Origin of the sequence: Enterobacter cloacae complex sp. P43RS (assembly GCF_014930585.1) — a bacterium.
GTDB classification, from domain to species: Bacteria; Pseudomonadota; Gammaproteobacteria; order Enterobacterales; family Enterobacteriaceae; genus Enterobacter; species Enterobacter bugandensis.
Genome location: NZ_JADBRJ010000006.1, coordinates 57,009 through 76,100, shown reverse-complemented (window position 1 = coordinate 76,100; position 19,092 = coordinate 57,009). Strand labels below are relative to the sequence as shown.

Annotated in this window: 15 protein-coding genes; 8 read left to right on the top strand and 7 right to left on the bottom strand. The window is 56.2% G+C overall.

From position 1 onward, the window contains the following. Positions 1–3 precede the first annotated feature (3 nt). Together avtA and IM294_RS13915 are read right to left on the bottom strand one after the other, a co-directional pair. A complete protein-coding gene (avtA, locus tag IM294_RS13920; RefSeq protein WP_045260029.1) occupies positions 4–1,260 on the bottom strand; it encodes a valine--pyruvate transaminase in 1,257 nt (418 codons plus the stop codon). A 200-nt stretch (positions 1,261–1,460) separates the two neighbouring features. Further along, positions 1,461–3,491: an alpha-amylase gene (locus IM294_RS13915; protein ID WP_126818412.1), complete on the bottom strand. Its 2,031-nt coding sequence runs from the start codon at positions 3,489–3,491 to the stop codon at positions 1,461–1,463. 313 nt (positions 3,492–3,804) lie between these two features. Here IM294_RS13915 and IM294_RS13910 point away from each other — a divergent pair, with 313 nt between their 5' ends. After that, the gene (locus IM294_RS13910) at positions 3,805–4,629 is read left to right on the top strand and encodes a protein bax (RefSeq protein WP_045630274.1); all 825 of its coding nucleotides are present in this window, start codon (positions 3,805–3,807) and stop codon (positions 4,627–4,629) included. Between the two features lie 38 nt (positions 4,630–4,667). Here the strand turns inward: IM294_RS13910 and xylR are convergent, their stop codons facing one another. From xylR to xylF, 4 genes are all read right to left on the bottom strand, one after another. Then, positions 4,668–5,846, bottom strand: a complete 1,179-nt coding sequence (xylR, locus tag IM294_RS13905; RefSeq protein WP_041911622.1) for a D-xylose utilization transcriptional activator XylR — start codon at positions 5,844–5,846, stop codon at positions 4,668–4,670. Between the two features lie 33 nt (positions 5,847–5,879). After that, on the bottom strand, positions 5,880–7,061 hold the full coding sequence (xylH, locus tag IM294_RS13900; RefSeq protein ID WP_126818413.1) for a xylose ABC transporter permease XylH: 1,182 nt from the start codon (positions 7,059–7,061) through the stop codon (positions 5,880–5,882). Beyond that, positions 7,039–8,580, bottom strand: coding sequence for a xylose ABC transporter ATP-binding protein (locus IM294_RS13895; protein ID WP_088204492.1), 1,542 nt, complete (start codon positions 8,578–8,580; stop codon positions 7,039–7,041). Before IM294_RS13895 ends, xylH begins: the two co-directional genes overlap by 23 nt. Positions 8,581–8,652: 72 nt before the next feature. Next, the gene (xylF, locus tag IM294_RS13890; RefSeq protein ID WP_126818414.1) at positions 8,653–9,645 is read right to left on the bottom strand and encodes a D-xylose ABC transporter substrate-binding protein; all 993 of its coding nucleotides are present in this window, start codon (positions 9,643–9,645) and stop codon (positions 8,653–8,655) included. 371 nt (positions 9,646–10,016) lie between these two features. On the opposite strand from xylF, the gene xylA reads away from it, so the two are divergent. From xylA to IM294_RS13870, 4 genes are all read left to right on the top strand, one after another. Then, positions 10,017–11,339, top strand: a complete 1,323-nt coding sequence (xylA, locus tag IM294_RS13885) for a xylose isomerase (protein ID WP_088204493.1) — start codon at positions 10,017–10,019, stop codon at positions 11,337–11,339. Between the two features lie 61 nt (positions 11,340–11,400). Further along, on the top strand, positions 11,401–12,855 hold the full coding sequence (gene xylB, locus IM294_RS13880) for a xylulokinase (RefSeq protein ID WP_126818415.1): 1,455 nt from the start codon (positions 11,401–11,403) through the stop codon (positions 12,853–12,855). Between the two features lie 103 nt (positions 12,856–12,958). Further along, on the top strand, positions 12,959–13,498 hold the full coding sequence (locus IM294_RS13875) for an isochorismatase family protein (RefSeq protein ID WP_028015071.1): 540 nt from the start codon (positions 12,959–12,961) through the stop codon (positions 13,496–13,498). Next, the gene (locus IM294_RS13870) at positions 13,498–14,418 is read left to right on the top strand and encodes a GlxA family transcriptional regulator (RefSeq protein ID WP_045260023.1); all 921 of its coding nucleotides are present in this window, start codon (positions 13,498–13,500) and stop codon (positions 14,416–14,418) included. The genes IM294_RS13875 and IM294_RS13870 overlap by 1 nt, the downstream gene beginning before the upstream one ends. On the opposite strand, the gene IM294_RS13865 is transcribed toward IM294_RS13870, so the two are convergent. Continuing rightward, on the bottom strand, positions 14,411–15,406 hold the full coding sequence (locus IM294_RS13865; RefSeq protein ID WP_126818416.1) for an acyltransferase: 996 nt from the start codon (positions 15,404–15,406) through the stop codon (positions 14,411–14,413). The genes IM294_RS13870 and IM294_RS13865 overlap by 8 nt on opposite strands. 182 nt (positions 15,407–15,588) lie before the next feature. Here IM294_RS13865 and IM294_RS13860 point away from each other — a divergent pair, with 182 nt between their 5' ends. The 3 genes from IM294_RS13860 to glyS all read left to right on the top strand — a co-directional run bounded on the left by IM294_RS13860 (position 15,589) and on the right by glyS (position 19,045). Next, complete coding sequence (locus IM294_RS13860) at positions 15,589–15,894, top strand: YsaB family lipoprotein (RefSeq protein WP_028015074.1); 306 nt, start codon at positions 15,589–15,591, stop codon at positions 15,892–15,894. Positions 15,895–16,054: 160 nt separating this feature from the next. Continuing rightward, positions 16,055–16,966 carry a glycine--tRNA ligase subunit alpha gene (glyQ, locus tag IM294_RS13855; protein WP_003860141.1) on the top strand — a complete coding sequence of 304 codons (912 nt, stop codon included), beginning with the start codon at positions 16,055–16,057 and terminating at the stop codon, positions 16,964–16,966. Positions 16,967–16,975: 9 nt separating this feature from the next. Further along, positions 16,976–19,045: a glycine--tRNA ligase subunit beta gene (gene glyS, locus IM294_RS13850; RefSeq protein ID WP_028015075.1), complete on the top strand. Its 2,070-nt coding sequence runs from the start codon at positions 16,976–16,978 to the stop codon at positions 19,043–19,045. The last annotated feature ends 47 nt before the right edge of the window (positions 19,046–19,092 follow it).

Below are 19,092 nucleotides of genomic sequence, written 5' to 3'. Positions count from 1 at the left end.
GTGTTACTGGCTGCCTTCGTGCCACGCTTTTTCTATTTCTTCGGCGAGAATTTTGACGCCCGCTTCGATTTTTGCCGGATCGGGCACGTAGTTCATGCGCATGCACTGGTGCGTGTGCGGCCACGGCTTATCCAGACCCGGGAAGAAGTAATCGCCCGGCACCATCAGCACGCCACGCTTTTTCAGTCGCTGATAGAGCAGTTCTGTAGTGATCGGCAAATCCTTAAACCACAGCCACAGGAAAATCGCTCCTTCGGGTTTGTGGATCAGGCAGCGTTCTTCCGGTAAGTAGCGGCGAAGCGTCGCAATCGTCTCCTGAACGCGCTGGTAATAGAACGGTTTGATGACTTCATTAGACAGACGCAGCAGGTCGTTGCGCTTGATCATTTCGCACATCATCGCCGGGCCGATACCGCCCGGTGAAAGGCTGATAATGCCGTTCATATTGGTAATGGCGGTGATGATTTTCTCGTTGGCGATGATGATGCCGCAGCGGCTGCCCGGCAGACCCAGCTTGGAGAGGCTCATGCACAGGACAATGTTCGGGTTCCACAGCGGACGTGCTTCGCTGAAGATAATGCCCGGGAACGGCACGCCGTAGGCATTGTCGATCACCAGCGGGATGCCGTGCTGGTTCGCCAGGACATCCAGCTTCATCAGTTCGTCGTCGGTAATCACGTTGCCTGTTGGGTTCGTCGGGCGCGATACGCAGATCATCCCCGTCTCTTCACCAATATGCAGGTGTTCAAAATCGACGTGATATTTGAACTGGCCTTCCGGCAGCAGCTCGATGTTCGGGCGCGCGGAGACGAACAGATCCTCTTCCAGGCCGGAATCAGCATAGCCGATATACTCCGGTGCCAGCGGGAACAGCACCTTTTTGGTGGTGCCGTCGGCACGACGCCCTGCGAAGAGGTTAAACAAGTAGAAAAACGCGCTCTGGCTGCCGTTTGTTAGTGCAATATTCTGTGGTTCGATATCCCAGCCCAGCTCTTCACGCAGCATTTTGGCAAGGAGAGTCAGTAGCTCGGTTTTACCCTGCGGACCGTCGTAATTGCAGAGCGCATCGGTCGCTTTGCCGTTTTCCAGCATCTGCGCGAGCAGCGTCTGGAAATAGGTTGTCATCTCCGGAATTTGCGCCGGGTTTCCGCCGCCGAGCATGATGGCACCCGGTGTGCGCAGCCCGTCGTTGAGGTCCTCCATCAGGCGAGTAATGCCTGAATGGCGGGTGAATTTGTCGCCAAAAAGTGAAAACGTCATAGCAGGTGTTCTATCGAGCTTATTTTGAAAGTGGGTAACCATAACGCTAGCACTGTGCTGGTGCAAATCGGGAGATGTGGTCGGATTTGTTGTTTTGTATGGCGGAGTGGGATTTATGTAGTGAATAGTTCTGGTGGGTTTCACCCCTCACCCCGGCCTTCTCCCCATGCGGGGAGAGGGCCAGGGTGAGGGGGGGATAATTATTGATTACCCGCCCATACCACCATCACCTTATCGCCCTTGTGCTCGCGCACGAAGCCGTACCCCTCTTTCAGCGACAGCGTGGTTTGCTTGCCTTCACCGATCGCCGGATGGCGGGCGCGGAACTGGCCCAGCGTTTGCCAGTGGGCGACGGTTAAGGCCTGCTTGCCCGTCACGTCCTGCCAGTTCATATCCGAGCGGGTACCCTGCAGCGGGTCAGACCCCGTCGGGCCAAACGGACGCTCGGATTCATCACCGTAATAGATTTGTACGCTGCCCGGTGCCAGCAGGAGCAGTTCCGCAGCGCGCTGGCCTCCTTCGCGGAACAGGCGTGTGTCATGGGAGGAGAGATAGCTCAGCACGTTGAAGCTTTGCAGCTTTTCCGCCATCTGCTGCCAGGTGAGATCCATATCGGCCAGGCAATCCACCGCTTTTGCCGCCTGCTCCTGATAATCAAAGTTGATCATCGCGTCGAAACCGTGGCGGTAATAGTCGCTTTGCATCACTCCGTGGCCCCAGGACTCGCCGGTCATCCAGAACGGTGCGTTATCGAGCTTTTTGTCCGGGTTGGCCCCTTTCCACGCGGCCAGCGCCTGACTAGCCTGGTCCTTTAACTGCTGCCAGGCCGCAAGCTCGACGTGCTTCGCGGTATCCACCCGGAAACCGTCAATGCCGTAGTCGCGCACCCACTGGCTGAGCCAGTGGGTGAGATAGTCGCGCGGGGTATATCCCGGGATGGCTTTCGCGTGGGTATCGGGCTTGTGCTGATAAAAGTTGGGTAATCCGGAAGGGGCGGTGGATTCCGTTTTCAGATCCGGTAGGAACGCCAGCGACATGGTTAAATCGTCGAAGCCGGGGTTGTCGTAATCACCAATGTCGGTGCGGATCCATTTCTTGCCCCACCATTTTTCCCATGCGGCTTTGTCGCTAAAGTTGATGTAATCGTTGAAGCTATGCCAGCTTTGGCCCGCGCCCGGCTTCCAGTCCGTCCAGCGGTCGCCCAGGGTCTTTTTCAGCTCATCACCCTGCAGATACAGCGCGCCAAACTGGTACTCCTGCATGTCCGCAAGCGTCGCGTAGCCCGCGTGGTTCATGACGATATCGAACAGGATGCGAATGCCGCGCCTGTGCGCTTCATCAACAAGATGTCGCAGATCATCCTCGGTGCCCATGTTGGCATCGAGCTTCGTCCAGTCCTGGGTGTAGTAGCCGTGATAGGCGTAGTGTGGGAAGTCCCCTTTGGTGCCACCGCCTACCCAGCCGTGGATCTGCTCAAGCGGGGAACTTATCCAGAGCGCGTTCACCCCCAGCTGCTGTAAATAGTCGAGCCTGCTGGCGAGCCCTTTGAGATCGCCACCGTGGAAAGTGCCAATCTCCTGCATGCCGTCTTTGTGACGACCGTAGCTGTTGTCGTTGCCCGGGTCGCCATTCACAAAGCGGTCGGTTAGCACAAAATAGACGGTGGCGTTCTGCCAGCTAAACGGCGCTGGTTTGTCGGTTTCGGCGCGCTCAAGCAGCAGCAGGCCACCACTGCTGGCGTCTGGCTGCAGGGTTATGTTTCCGTTCTGCACTGTCGCGGTCTGTTTGCTGTAGAAATCACGCACCACGGTGCCTTCCGGGAAGGTATGGCTGACGTCCAGCGTCAGCGGTTTACCGTCCCACTTCGGGCACTGGCGGATAACGCTTGCAACCGGCTGTTCTGCGGTACTCTGAATTGTCAGCAGCAGCGTGGGCGTGCCGGATCGGGTATCAATCCGCATCTGGTATTCACCGTCGCGGAAAAGGCGCCACTGCGGCGGAGACCCGTCGCAGGGCTTGAGCGACAGCATCTCATTGAGTTTTATCGCCTCCGAAGGCTGCCAGCACGTCTTGTCAAAACCCAGCGTCAGAGGACGCGTACCCTTCGTAAGCTTTGCCTGGCTGGTGAAAACACCGGTGCCTTCGGCGCGTAATGTGTTAAACCCCGGCGATGACCAGTCGGCATGTGCCAGAGCGGGTAACATCAGAAAAGCTAATGCGGTGCGTTTCATTCCATTTCCTGTCGCGGCATTTTTGACCAGTGTGCCATCAGGTTGTGGTTAAAAACTCATCCCCCATCGCTTTCTGTCGGGATGACCTGTGAGGATGAGTGATCCCGCGCGAAATGAGACAGTTATCTGCGATATCGCACACATTTTTTCAGGAATGATGTTTTTATGAGCAAGTTTCAGGTGACATAGTTTCGGATTTGGACTATTTCTATACGTGCTCTTGAAGTCTATTTTTGATATGATTTGAGATTCCGCTCTCAAATTTGTGAAAAAAATAAGGTGTTGGGATGATTACATCCGACCAGGAGACCTAATGATATCGACTCCCATTCGACGATATGGGGCCGCGATACTCATGTTACTCACCACGACATTTTCGGGTGGGGTGCTTGCGAAGACGCACACGGATACAACGAGTAAGAAAGCCCACGTAATAAAGACGACAAGTAGTAAGGTTAGCAGTAAACAAGAGTATTCTCGCAATAGTGCAAAGAGTAGTTCACTTCCTGATTTGCGAAAATACCCTTCCGGAACACCAAGAAAAAAAGCGTTTCTCCGGACGGTAATGCCTTACATAACAAGTCAAAATGCCGCGATTACGGCGGATCGTAACTGGTTAATTTCAAAGCAGTACGATAGCCGCTGGTCGCCGTCTGAACGCGCGCGTCTGAAAGACATCACGAAGCGCTACAAACTGAGCTGGAACGGTAACACGCGTCGCGTACCGTGGAATGCTCTCCTTGAGCGTGTGGACATTATCCCAGGCAGCATGGTAGCGACCATGGCAGCAGCCGAAAGCGGCTGGGGAACGTCTAAGCTGGCGCGTAATAACAACAACCTGTTCGGCATGAAATGTGCGAAAGGGCGTTGTAATAATGCGCCCGGCAAAGTGAAGGGCTATTCTCAGTTTGAATCAGTAAAAGATTCCGTGAATGCTTACGCGGTGAATCTTAATACGCACCCGGCCTACTCATCGTTCCGTAAATCACGCGCTCAGTTGCGTAAAGCGGATCAGGAAGTAACGGCCAGCGCAATGATTCATAAGCTAAAAGGTTATTCGACGAAGGGAAATAGCTATAACAACTATCTGTTCGCTATGTACCAGGATAACCAGCGCTTAATTGCCGCCCATATGTAATCTCAAAAAACGCCTTCCAGTGGAAGGCGTTTCCTTTTCTATATCAGCACCTCGCTGTGGCGATCCCGGTACTCTTTCGGCGTGGTGTCATACTCTTTGCGAAACACCGAATAGAAATACTGCAGCGACGGATAGCCGCACATCTGCGAGATTTCGTTGATCGACAGTGACGTGGAGACAAGCAGGCTGCGGGCCTTCTCCAGCTTCTCCGCATGAATGACGGCATGAATGGTTTCGCCCACCTCTTCTTTGAATCGCTTCTCCAGATTCGAGCGGGAAATGCCCACCGAGTCCAGGACCTGATCGACCTTAATCCCTTTGCAGGCGTGGTTGCGGATATAGTGCATGGCCTGAATGACGGCCGGGTCGCTTAGGGAGCGATAATCGGTTGAGCGACGCTCAACGACGCGGACGGGGGGAACCAGCAGGCGCTGAAGCGGCAGAGCCTCTTTATCCAGCAGACGGTGCAACAGCTTTGCCGCCTGATAGCCCATCTGACGTGTGCCCTGTGCTACGGAGGAGAGCGCCACGCGGGACAAGTAGCGGGTCAGTTCTTCGTTATCAATGCCAATCACGCACAGTTTTTCGGGCACCGGGATATGCAAATGTTCGCAGACCTGCAGCACGTGTCGGGCGCGGGCGTCCGTCACGGCAATAATGCCGGTTTGCGGTGGCAGCGTTTGCAGCCAGTCCGCCAGACGGTTTTGCGCGTGCTGCCAGTTTTCCGGTGCGGTTTCCAGCCCCTGATAGACCACGCCGCGGTACTTCTCCTGCGCGACAAGCTGGCAAAACGCATGTTCACGCTCCACGGCCCAGCGCTTGCCGCTGGTGGCGGGTAAACCATAAAACGCGAAGCGATGGACGCCTTTCTCCTTTAAATGGAGAAAGGCGGCCTCGACCAGGGCATGATTATCGGTGGCGATGTAGTGGACCGGCGGGTAGTGTTCGGGTGAATGATACGAGCCGCCGACGCCCACAATCGGCACGTCGACGTCGGTTAGCAGCTGCTCGATGATGGGATCGTCATAGTCGGCGATGACGCCATCACCCAGCCAGTCTTTGATGTTCTCCAGACGGGTGCGGAAATCTTCTTCAATAAAAATATCCCATTCGGATTGCGACGCCTGCAAATATTCACCCACGCCTTCTACCACCTGACGGTCGTAGGCTTTGTTGGCATTGAATAACAACGTAATGCGGTGACGCTTTTCAAACATGGCTCGCTTCCCAGTTAAGTCACAATGCGGTTATCAGGCTCGTCGCTTGGTGGCAGAGTCCATCCAGACTGCCAGTAAAAGAATGGCCCCCTTGACGATATACTGCCAAAACGTCGGGACGTCCATCATACTCATCCCGTTATCCAACGACGCCATGATAAATGCCCCCATGACCGCGCCCGCCACGCTACCGATACCGCCTGCGAGGCTGGTGCCACCGATGACGCAGGCAGCGATAGCATCCAGCTCGGCGATGTTACCGGCGGAAGGAGAGCCTGCCCCCAGACGCGAGCTGAGGATCAACCCGGCGATAGCGACCATCAGGCCGTTAATGGCGAAAACCGCCAGCTTGGTACGTTCGACGTTAATACCCGACAGGCGAGCAGCTTCAAGATTGCCGCCGATGGCATAAATACGACGGCCAAACGCGGTGCGCGTCGCCATAAACATGCCGCCGAGCAGTAACAGCGCCAACAGCAGTACCGGCGTCGGAACGCCGCGATAGTCGTTAAGAAGCCAGATGGCGCCCAGCACAATGACCGCCGTCAGCGCCTGACGTCCTACCACGGACGTTGACGCTGGCGACGCAAGACCCAGCGCCTGACGGCGCATACGTCCACGCCATTGCCACGCGACAAACGTCAGCAGTCCCACCACGCCGATAGTAAAGCCTATGCTATCCGGGAGGTAACTCTGGCCAATTTGGGACATCGCCGCGCTGGTCGGGGAGACGGTCGTGCCGTTGGTGATACCGATCAGGATCCCGCGGAAGGCCAGCATTCCCGCCAGGGTGACGATAAACGATGGCACCTTCCGATAGGCAACCCACCAGCCGTTCCAGGCCCCTAAAACCAGCCCCAGTACCAGCGTCACCGCCACGGTCAGCGGTAGCGGCCAGCCGAGCCAGACGTCAAAAATGGCCGCCACGCCGCCGAGAAGACCCATCATCGACCCGACCGACAGGTCGATTTCCGCAGAGATGATCACGAACACCATGCCCACGGCCAGGATGCCGGTGATGGCGGTCTGGCGGAGCAGGTTTGAGACGTTACGCGCGCTTAAGTACGAGCCATCCGTCATCCACGTGAAGAACAGCATGATGACGATAATCGCCGCGATCATCACGAAAACCTGCAGGTTCAGCGCTTTTAGCCCCGCGAACGCGCCGGGCGTCGGAACAGCGACTTTGATATCAGACGGATTGCTTTTCGACATGACGTTCGCTCCTTAAAGCGGCTTCCATCACCTGCTCCTGCGTCAGGTTCTGGTTAATCAGGTTGGCTTTCAGTTTCCCCTCGTGCATGACCAGCACGCGGTCGCTCAGGCCGAGCACTTCGGGTAACTCAGACGAGATGACAATGACGGCAATCCCTTGCTGTACAAGCTGATTAATCAGTTTGTAGATTTCGTATTTGGCACCGATATCGATCCCGCGCGTCGGCTCATCAAGGATTAATATGCGTGGATTAAGGAGCAGACAGCGTGCCAGAATCGCCTTCTGCTGGTTACCGCCGCTCAGTCGACCAATCGCCAGTTCCGGCGAGGAGGTTTTGACCTTCAGCCGGGCAAGTGACTGAAGGATGCACTGCTGCTCGGCGGCATCATCCAGGCAGCTCAGCGCGCCGGAGAACCGATCGAGTGCCGCAAGGGTGATGTTTTTACCCACCGCCATGACCGGTACGATGCCGTCTTTTTTGCGGTCTTCCGGCACCATGGCAATGCCGCGAGCAATCGCCTGCTGGCAGTTGTCGATTCTCACGGGCTGGCCGTCTATATATATCGTGCCCTCCCAGCGTCCTGGCCACACGCCAAACAGGCACTGCACGGCTTCGGTACGCCCGGCACCGACGAGCCCAGCAATCCCAAGAATTTCGCCGCTGTGAAGGGAAAACGAAACGTTATTGACCCGCTTAATGTGGCGGTTAACGGGGTGCCACGCGGTCAGGTTTTCCACGCGCAGCACTTCACCGCCCGTAGTGTGGGGCTCATTCGGGTAGAGCGCGGTCAGCTCGCGGCCCACCATCATGGTGATGATGTCATCTTCACTCATGCCCGCAGCTTCACGCGTGCCGATGTGTTGCCCGTCGCGGATCACGCAGATGGTGTCCGAAATGGCTTTTACCTCGTTCAGCTTGTGCGAAATGTAGATGCAGGCGATACCGTGGTTTTGCAGATCGCGGATGATATTGAGCAGAACCGCAGTTTCCTGTTCGGTGAGTGACGCCGTTGGCTCATCGAGGATCAGCAGCCTGACCTGTTTATTCAGCGCCTTCGCAATTTCGACCAGCTGCTGTTGCCCCAGGCCCAGATCGCCCACGCGTGTATCCGGTGAAATGTTGAGGCTCACCTGCGCCAGCAGCTTTTCACAGCGGAGCGTCATGGTGTCGTAATCCAGCACGCCGTGGCGGGAAATCTCGGCTCCGAGGAAGATGTTCTCCAGCACGGTGAGATGTTTCACCAGCGCCAGCTCCTGGTGGATGATGGCGATGCCTTTACGTTCGGTGTCGCGAATGTGCGTCGCCTGGATGACTTCACCAGCAAAGACAATTTCGCCTTCGTAACTGCCGTGCGGGTAGATCCCACACAGGACTTTCATCAGCGTTGATTTGCCCGAACCGTTCTCGCCACACAGCGAAACCACTTCGCCAGGGTTCAACCGGAGACTGACGTTGTCGACGGCTTTCACCGCGCCGAAGCGCTTGGTGATGCTTTTCATTTCAAGTAAATAAGGCATAACTGCTCCACATAACCCGAGGGAAGAACAGTACAACGTGATGCGCCCCCGCAGAGCAGGGGCAGCGCCGGATTACAGTTCGCTCTTCTTGTGGAAACCGTCTTTAATAACGGTGGCGTCAATGTTCTCTTTATTGACTTCAATTGGCGTGAGCAGGCGAGCCGGAACGTCTTTCAGGCCGTTATTCAGCGTTGCATCTGCTTTAGGTTGCTTACCGTTGCCCAGCTCAACGGCAATTTCCGCCGCCGTATTGGCAAGCTCAGTAATCGGTTTGTAGACCGTCATGGTCTGAGTTCCAGCAATAATGCGTTTTACGCCCGCCAGGTCGGCATCCTGACCAGAAATCGCGACTTTACCGGCCAGCCCCTGGGCACTCAGAGCCTGAATAGCCCCGCCTGCTGTGGCATCGTTGGAAGCCACGACAGCATCAATTTTGTTGTTATTGGCCGTCAGCGCATTTTCCATAATCTTCAGGGCATTTTCTGGTAACCATCCGTCGGCCCACTGATCGCCGACCACCTTAATTTTGCCGCTGTTGATGTACGGCTTAAGGACCTTCATTTGCCCTTCGCGGAACAGTTTGGCGTTGTTATCCACCGGCGAACCGCCCATCAGGAAATAATTGCCTTGAGGCACTTTGTCGATCAGGCTTTGCGCCTGTAATTCGCCCACTTTTTCATTGTCGAAGGAAATATAATAATCAATATCGGCGTTATTAATCATGCGGTCATAAGCGAGAACTTTTATGCCTTCCTGCTTCGCTTCTTTCACCACGTTACTTAATACCTGGCCGTTATAAGGGATAATGACCAGAACATCGACTCCCCGGTTGATCATATTCTCGATCTGCGACATTTGCGTTTCTTCATTGCCGTTAGCCGACTGAACAAACACATTCGCACCGAGTGATTCCGCTTTTTTCACAAAAATATCGCGATCTTTTTGCCAGCGCTCCAGACGCAGGTCATCAATCGCCATGCCAATTTTGACCTCCTTGGCATGCCCTGCAAAGCTTACAAGGAGGAGCGTAGTGCAGAGTGTTAGGGTCAGGTTCTTTATCTTCATAATTATTAGGCCTTTTTGTAGGGGTATGTGTTGCTGAGATAAAAGAAACATTCACTGCTGGGTCGCAGCAAATTTTTAACGCGGAAAGGCGGGCTGGCAATTACAGATTTTTATCTTCTCATTACGATATTTGGTTTATTTCTGAATTTATGACCGCGATCGGATTTTAAAATTCGTAACGCCTTAATTACATTTGATTCTGGAATGCGCGCCGAAAAATAGTTTGTCTGCGCATTATTTTGCGAGCCAGCGCACAGTTGTGCATTCTCTCAATAGCAGTGTGAAATAACGTAATTGAGCAACCCAAAATGTCTATTCACTATTACTCCTGAATCAACGACTCGCCGCATACCCTGATTATGGAGCTCAATATGCAAGCTTATTTCGACCAACTCGATCGCGTTCGTTACGAAGGCCCAAAAACGACCAATCCTTTAGCATTTCGTCACTACAATCCGGATGAGCTGGTGCTGGGTAAGCGCATGGAAGATCATCTGCGCTTTGCCGCCTGTTACTGGCATACCTTCTGCTGGAACGGCGCCGATATGTTCGGCGTGGGTTCCTTTGACCGTCCGTGGCAACAGCCGGGTGAGGCCATCGAGCTGGCGAAACGCAAAGCCGACGTGGCGTTTGAGTTCTTCCACAAGCTGAACGTGCCGTACTACTGCTTCCATGATGTTGACGTATCGCCGGAAGGGGCGTCGCTGAAAGAGTACCTGAACAATTTTGCGCAGATGGTGGACGTGCTGGCAGAAAAACAGCAGCAAAGCGGCGTGAAGCTGCTCTGGGGTACGGCAAACTGCTTCACCAACCCACGCTACGGTGCGGGTGCGGCCACCAACCCGGATCCGGAAGTGTTTAGCTGGGCGGCTACGCAGGTGGTGACGGCAATGAACGCTACGCATCAGCTGGGCGGCGAAAACTATGTCCTGTGGGGCGGCCGAGAAGGCTATGAAACCCTGCTCAATACCGACCTGCGCCAGGAGCGCGAGCAGATTGGCCGCTTTATGCAGATGGTTGTCGACCATAAGCACAAAATCGGCTTCCGCGGCACGCTGCTGATCGAGCCTAAACCGCAGGAACCAACCAAGCATCAGTACGACTATGATGTCGCCACCGTGTATGGCTTCCTGAAGCAGTTTGGTCTGGAAAAAGAGATCAAAGTGAATATTGAGGCTAACCACGCTACCCTGGCGGGCCACTCATTCCATCACGAAATTGCCTCTGCGATTGCGCTGGGCATCTTCGGATCGGTAGATGCGAACCGCGGCGATCCGCAGCTGGGCTGGGATACCGACCAGTTCCCGAACAGCGTGGAAGAGAATGCGCTGGTGATGTACGAGATCGTCAAAGCGGGCGGTTTCACCACCGGCGGCCTTAACTTTGACGCCAAGGTGCGTCGCCAGAGCACCGACAAATACGATCTGTTCTACGGCCACATTGGCGCGATGGACACCATGGCGCTGGCGCTGAAAGTGGCGGCGCGTATGATTGAAGACGGCGAGCTGGATAAGCGCGTGGCGAAGCGCTACAGCGGCTGGAACAGTGAGCTGGGCCAGCAAATTTTGAAGGGTCAGTTATCGCTTGCGGACATCGCGAAGTACGCTGAACAACAGCAGCTGGCGCCGCAGCACCAGAGCGGGCATCAGGAACTGCTGGAAAACCTGGTTAATCACTACCTGTTCGATAAATAACAGCATCCAGGCCCGGTAAGCGGAAGCGCCACCGGGCATTTCTGTCAAAGGAGTCACCACAATGTATATCGGGATCGATCTTGGCACATCGGGTGTGAAAGCCATCCTGTTAAGCGAGCAGGGCGACGTGTTAGCAACGCAGACTGAAAAGCTGCAGGTTTCACGCCCGCATCCGCTGTGGTCGGAGCAGGACCCGGAGCAGTGGTGGCAGGCGACGGATCGCGCGATGAAAGCCTTAGGCGAGCAGCACAGCCTGCGCGACGTGAAAGCGCTGGGCATTGCCGGACAAATGCATGGTGCAACGTTGCTGGATAGCCAGCATCGCGTTCTGCGCCCGGCTATTCTCTGGAACGATGGCCGCTGTGCGGAAGAGTGCGCAATCCTTGAAGCGCGTGTGCCCACGTCCCGCGAGATTACGGGCAACCTGATGATGCCGGGCTTCACCGCACCAAAACTTTTGTGGGTACAGCGCCACGAGCCGGAGATTTTCCGTCAGGTGGCGAAAGTCCTGTTGCCAAAAGACTATCTGCGTTTTCGCATGACAGGCGATTTCGCCAGCGACATGTCCGATTCCGCGGGTACCATGTGGCTCGACGTGGCGAAGCGCGACTGGAGCGAGGCGATGCTGGATGCCTGCCATCTGACCCGGGAACATATGCCCGCGCTGTTCGAAGGCTGTGAGGTGACGGGTACGCTGCTGCCAGACGTTGCGGAACGCTGGAATATGCCTGCCGTACCGGTGGTGGCCGGGGGCGGCGATAACGCGGCGGGTGCCGTGGGTGTCGGGATGGTTGAGGCGGGGCAGGCGATGCTGTCGCTGGGAACCTCTGGGGTCTATTTTGCCGTCAGCGACGGCTATCGCAGCAATCCCGAAAGCGCTGTGCACAGTTTCTGTCATGCGCTTCCGGGAAAATGGCATTTGATGTCGGTGATGCTGAGCGCGGCATCCTGCCTGGACTGGGCGGCGAAGCTTACCGGCATGGCGGACGTTCCGGCACTTATTGCGGCGGCGCAGCAGGCGGATGACGCGGCGAGTACCGTCTGGTTTTTACCCTATCTTTCTGGCGAGCGTACGCCGCACAACAACCCGGAAGCGAAAGGGGTATTCTTTGGCCTAACCCATCAGCACGGCCCGGTAGAGCTGGCGCGTGCGGTTCTGGAAGGTGTGGGGTATGCACTGGCCGACGGAATGGATGTAGTGCACGACTGCGGCCTGAAACCGGCGAGCGTCACCCTGATTGGCGGCGGCGCGCGAAGCCCTTACTGGCGACAGATGCTGGCGGATATCAGCGGGTTGCAGCTGGATTTCCGCACGGGAGGGGATGTTGGCCCCGCGCTCGGCGCCGCGCGTCTGGCGCAGATCGCTATGAACCCGGAAAAGCCGCTTTCGCAACTGCTGCCGCAGCTTACGCTTGAACAGGCGCATGTGCCTGACGCGGCAGGACATGCCCGTTATGCAGAAAGGCGCGAGGTGTTCCGCAAAATCTATCAGCAGCTGCTGCCGCTGATGTCATAAACTCGCTTGTCCGACAGAGGCACGAGGTTGTCCTTTTTTGGTCTGTGCGTGCCTCTCTTTCCTTGCCAGTATGGTGACACACCCACTGGCGAGGAGATTTATCATGTCACGCATTGCACTCATCAATATTGATACTCAGCAGTCCTTCCATCATCGCCCTTACTGGCAGGAGGGCGACATTCCTGCCTTTCAGCAGGCGATGCTGGGGCTGATTGAAGGCTGCCAGGCGCGCGGTATTCCAGTCGTTGATATTTTTCATGTGGATGAAGACGGCCCCTTCACGCTGCAAAGCGGCTATGTCAAACCGATGGCCTTTTTGCGTCATCAGCCGGATGTGGTTTTCCAGAAACACGTCCATAATGCCTTCACGGATACCGGGCTTGACCGCTGGCTGCGCGAGCGTGATATCAACCAGCTGATTATCTGTGGCATTCGCACGGAACAATGCTGTGAAACCACCGCTCGGGTAGCATCCGATCTGGGTTATGCTGTGACGTTTGTGAGCGAGGCAACGCTGACGTTTCCCATGATGTACAAGGGCATTACCCTGAGCGCAGCGGAAATTCGCCATCGTACCGAGACGGTACTGGCCGGGCGTTTTGCCGAAATTAAAACGGTAGCGGAGACGCTGGAGTCACTGTAATGCGCATCGACGTCTGGTTCGTGATGTTACCCGGGGTACTGGCACTGGATATGTCAGGCCCGGCGGAGACCTTTGTGCTGGCTGGCGACGCGTTTCGTCTGCATTACATTGGGCCGCAACCGGACGTGCCGACGTCGATAGGCCTGACGATGGGCGGCATCCAGCCGTTGCCGGAAAGTCTGCCTCCGGGGAGTCTGCTGGTCCTGCCGGGGGTGAGTGACTCCCGCGTTCAGTTCTCAACGCCGCAGGCGCAGCAGATCCAGCACTGGCTAATGCGCCTGCAGCCGGTCATTCAGCGCCGGGATATCACGGTGATGTGCGTCTGTTCTGGTGCGCTGCTGGCGGCGAAATCGGGCCTGCTGAATAACAAACAGTGCACAACCCACCATGACGTTATCAGCCGTTTACGCACTGTGGCTCCCACGGCGACGATTAAAGAAAACCGCATCTTTGTACAGGACGAGAATATCTGGACCAGCGCGGGGATCACGTCGGGTATCGATCTGGCGCTGCATATGATTAACCGCCTGTGCGGTCCCGAAAAGGCGCTGGCCGTGGCGCGCGAGATGGTGGTCTGGTTCCGCCGTTCCGGTGACGATCCCCAGCTTTCACCGTGGCTGCGCTACCGCAACCATCTTCATCCGGCGATCCATCGGGCGCAGGATGCGCTCACCGCCGAGCCGCAAAAAACGTGGAGCTTGCCTGATATCGCCGCACTGGCGCACGTCAGCCCGCGCCATCTCACCCGGCTTTTCCAGACGCATTTAGGGATTAGCGTCCGCGATTATCTGGAGCAGCTGCGTCTGGCGGTGGCGGAGCAGTGGCTGATGCAGGGGCGCGGCGTGGAACAGGCCTCGCTGGCGGCAGGGTTTTCCTCCCCGCGCCAGTACCACCGCGCCCGGCAGCGCAGCGTTAGCTGACGAAGCGGCGCGTGTCGATTTTTTGCAGCAGCATCGACAGCAGCAGGCTGATAACCAGCGTAGCGGCAAAAATCCAGACGATATCCAGCACCGGCCAGCTTTTGAACTCAACGCCCCTCGTTCGCAGGGCGTGGATCACCAGCGCGTGAAAACCGTAAATTCCCAGCGAGTGCCGCGAGATAAAGCCCAGCACGGGAAGGGGACGCGCATTCAGGGTGTTTTTAACGAGCGTGAGCAGCGATACGGCACAGATAAAGACCATCGGCCCGCAATACAGATACCAGGTATCGGCAAAATTGCCGCGCCACTGAAGCTCATGTAGCGTCCCGCGTGAAATCACCGCCACACCGGCGATAAACAGCGCTCCGCAGAGCCAGTTCAGACCGCGCTTTTGCGTGTCCATCATCCCGATGGCGCGCCCCAGCATGCCGTAAAGCACGTAGTAGAAGGTGTCGCCGTTGATATAGAGGTTTACCGGCAACCATTCGAAACCATCGATTTTCTGCGAGACCGTGTTCGGGTTGGCGACGATGCCAATCACCACCATCAGGGCCAGAAGCATTTTCCCGCTGACGTTTTTCACCTGAATGAGCGGAGAGACCAGATAGATAACGATGATGGCGAAGAAGAACCACAGGTGGTAGAAAACCGGTTTTTGCAGCAAATATTTGAGGGATAACCCGGCGTTAATGGAGGTAAACAGGGTGATATAGAGCAGGGCAACGGCGCTGTAGAACCCCAGGCAGGCCGCGATGCGGATGAAGTGCCTCGGCTGCGCGCTACGCTCGCCAAAAAAGAGAAAGCCGGAAATCATAAAAAACAGCGGCACGCTGACGCGCGACGCGGAGTTGAGGATATTGGCAATATCCCAGTTAACGGGGCTGATGCTGTGGGCATTCGTGACATACCAGGTCGTCGTGTGGATCATGACCACCATCAGACACGCTATTCCGCGCAGGTTATCAATCCAGTTAATTTTTGACGGCATCAGTTCCTCGTATTCCCTGTAAAGTGAGTGGGACTCCCATTGTCCAAAAGTCTTCGTTTGGAAAATTCTGAGTTTTATGCGCAGGCTTGCCGGGAGACCGCGAGATTCGCAGAATGGCAGACCTTAATCTATAAAAGTGTTGATATTAAAAATAACAGCCGCTGACCAGGACGGTAATAAAAATGATGATGAAGCGTGTGGCATCACTCTTTCTGCTGTTGATGCTGGCAGGATGCAGTGCGCCACAGGAAGTCCCCGTGCAAAAAGCGCAGCAGGGAAAAATAAGCCCGGAGCGTTCGCTGAATATGGAAGCGCTCTGTAAAGAGCGGGCCGCTCGGCGCTATAACTCGGACGTTCAGAAAATTAACGTCATCGGATTCGAGCGCTTTCAGGGCAGCTATGAGCTTAGAGGGTATACGGCGCGTAAAGAGGGCTTTGTCTGCTCGTTTGATGCGGACGGTCAGTTTTTACATCTCTCCATGCGCTAGCCTGCTCGCATAATCAACAACCAGACGCCGCCAGCGTTCTGGCCGGAAGGCTTATTTCCCAATTTTCCCTAAACAACCCCGTTTCGTACTGTATATCTTGCAGCCAGCGGGTATACTGGTCCCTTCCATTTAAAACCACACGTATCCAGCACGAAATACTATGCAAAAGTTTGATACCAAGACCTTCCAGGGCCTGATCCTGACCTTACAGGATTACTGGGCTCGTCAGGGCTGTACCATTGTTCAACCTTTGGACATGGAAGTCGGCGCCGGCACTTCACACCCGATGACCAGCCTGCGCGCGTTGGGGCCAGAGCCAATGGCGACCGCGTATGTGCAGCCTTCCCGTCGTCCGACCGATGGTCGTTACGGTGAAAACCCGAACCGTCTGCAGCATTACTATCAGTTCCAGGTGGTGATTAAGCCATCACCCGACAATATTCAGGAACTGTATCTCGGGTCGCTGAAAGAGCTGGGTATGGATCCAACCATCCACGACATCCGTTTCGTGGAAGACAACTGGGAAAACCCAACGCTGGGTGCCTGGGGTCTCGGTTGGGAAGTGTGGCTGAACGGCATGGAAGTGACCCAGTTCACCTACTTCCAGCAGGTTGGCGGTCTGGAATGTAAGCCAATCACCGGTGAAATCACCTACGGTCTGGAACGTCTGGCCATGTACATTCAGGGCGTAGACAGCGTTTACGACCTGGTCTGGAGCGACGGCCCGCTGGGTAAAACCACCTACGGCGACGTGTTCCATCAGAACGAAGTGGAGCAATCCACCTATAACTTCGAATACGCGGACGTGGACTTCCTGTTCACCTGCTTCGAGCAGTACGAGAAAGAGGCACAGCAGCTGCTGGCGCTGGAAACTCCGCTGCCGCTGCCTGCCTACGAGCGTATTCTGAAGGCCGCCCACAGCTTCAACCTGCTGGACGCCCGCAAAGCGATCTCCGTGACTGAACGTCAGCGCTACATTCTGCGTATTCGTACCCTGACCAAAGCCGTTGCAGAAGCTTACTACGCGTCCCGTGAAGCCCTTGGCTTCCCGATGTGCAACCGAAACAAATAAGAGGCGGCCATGTCTGAGAAAACTTTCCTGGTGGAAATCGGCACCGAAGAGCTGCCACCAAAAGCCCTGCGCAGCCTGGCTGAATCTTTTGCTGCGAACGTGACCGCCGAGCTGGATAACGCTGGCCTGGCGCACGGTAAAATTGAGTGGTTTGCCGCGCCGCGCCGTCTGGCGCTGAAAGTGGCAAATCTGGCGGCGTCTCAGCCGGATCGTGAAGTCGAAAAACGTGGCCCGGCGATTGCCCAGGCGTTTGACGCGGAAGGCAAGCCAAGCAAGGCTGCCGAAGGCTGGGCGCGCGGCTGCGGCATCACCGTTGATCAGGCCGAGCGTCTGACCACGGATAAAGGCGAATGGCTGCTGTATCGTGCCCACGTGAAAGGCGAAAGCGCGGAAGCGCTGCTGCCAAACATGATCGCCACTTCTCTGGCGAAGCTGCCGATTCCTAAGCTGATGCGCTGGGGCGCGTCTGACGTACACTTCGTGCGTCCGGTACACACCGTGACCCTGCTGCTGGGCGACACCGTTATCCCGGCGACCATTCTGGGCGTGGCGTCCGATCGCGTGATCCGCGGCCACCGCTTTATGGGCGAGCCAGAGTTCACCATCGACAATGCCGACCAGTACCCGCAGATCCTGCTGGAGCGCGGTAAAGTTATTGCCGACTACGAACAGCGTAAAGCCAAAATTAAAGCGGACGCGGAAGAAGCGGCGCGTAAGATTGGCGGTAATGCCGACCTGAGCGACAGCCTGCTGGAAGAGGTCACTTCTCTGGTGGAATGGCCGGTTGTGCTGACCGCAAAATTCGAAGAGAAATTCCTGGCCGTTCCGGCAGAAGCGCTGGTGTACACCATGAAGGGTGACCAGAAGTACTTCCCGGTTTACGCCAACGACGGCAAGCTGCTGCCAAACTTCATCTTCGTGGCGAACATCGAATCGAAAGATCCGAGCCAGATTATCTCCGGTAACGAGAAAGTGGTGCGCCCGCGTCTGGCGGATGCCGAGTTCTTCTTCAATACCGACCGTAAAAAGCGTCTGGAAGATAACCTGCCGCGCCTGCAGACCGTGCTGTTCCAGCAGCAGCTGGGTACGCTGCGCGACAAAACCGACCGTATCGCGGAGCTGTCCGGCTGGATCGCCCGTGAAATCGGTGCCGACGTTAACCACGCGACCCGCGCGGGCCTGCTCTCCAAATGCGACCTGATGACCAACATGGTGTTCGAATTCACTGACACCCAGGGCGTAATGGGCATGCACTACGCGCGTCACGATGGCGAAGCGGAAGACGTGGCCGTAGCTCTGAACGAGCAGTATCAGCCGCGCTTTGCGGGCGACGATCTGCCGTCCAACCCGGTTGCCTGCGCTGTAGCGATTGCCGATAAGATGGACACCCTGGCGGGTATCTTCGGCATCGGCCAGCATCCGAAAGGCGATAAAGACCCGTTTGCGCTGCGTCGTGCCGCGCTGGGCGTGCTGCGCATCATCGTTGAGAAGAACCTGAACCTTGATCTGCAGACCCTGACCGAAGAAGCGGTGCGTCTGTACGGCGACAAGCTGACCAACGCGAACGTGGTGGATGACGTGATCGACTTTATGCTCGGCCGTTTCCGCGCGTGGTATCAGGACGAAGGTTACACCGTCGACACCATTCAGGCGGTGCTGGCGCGTCGTCCAACCCGTCCGGCTGATTTCGATGCGCGTATGAAGGCGGTTTCCCACTTCCGTACGCTGGAAGCGGCATCTGCTCTGGCGGCGGCCAACAAGCGTGTATCCAACATCCTGGCGAAATCCGACGAGACGCTGAACGAGCGCGTAAACGCCGCGACGCTGAAAGAGCCGGAAGAGATCGCCCTGGCGATGCAGGTTGTGGTGCTGCGCGACAAGCTCGAGCCGTACTTCGCGGAAGGTCGCTACCAGGAAGCGCTGGTGGAGCTGGCGGAGCTGCGTGACGTGATCGACGCCTTCTTCGAGAAAGTGATGGTGAACGTAGAAGATAAAGAACTGCGTATTAACCGTCTCTCCATGCTCGAAAAACTGCGCGAGCTGTTCCTGCGCGTGGCGGATATTTCGCTGCTGCAGTAATGTGCCCGTTGTAACAAATGTTAAAAACCCGCTTCGGCGGGTTTTTT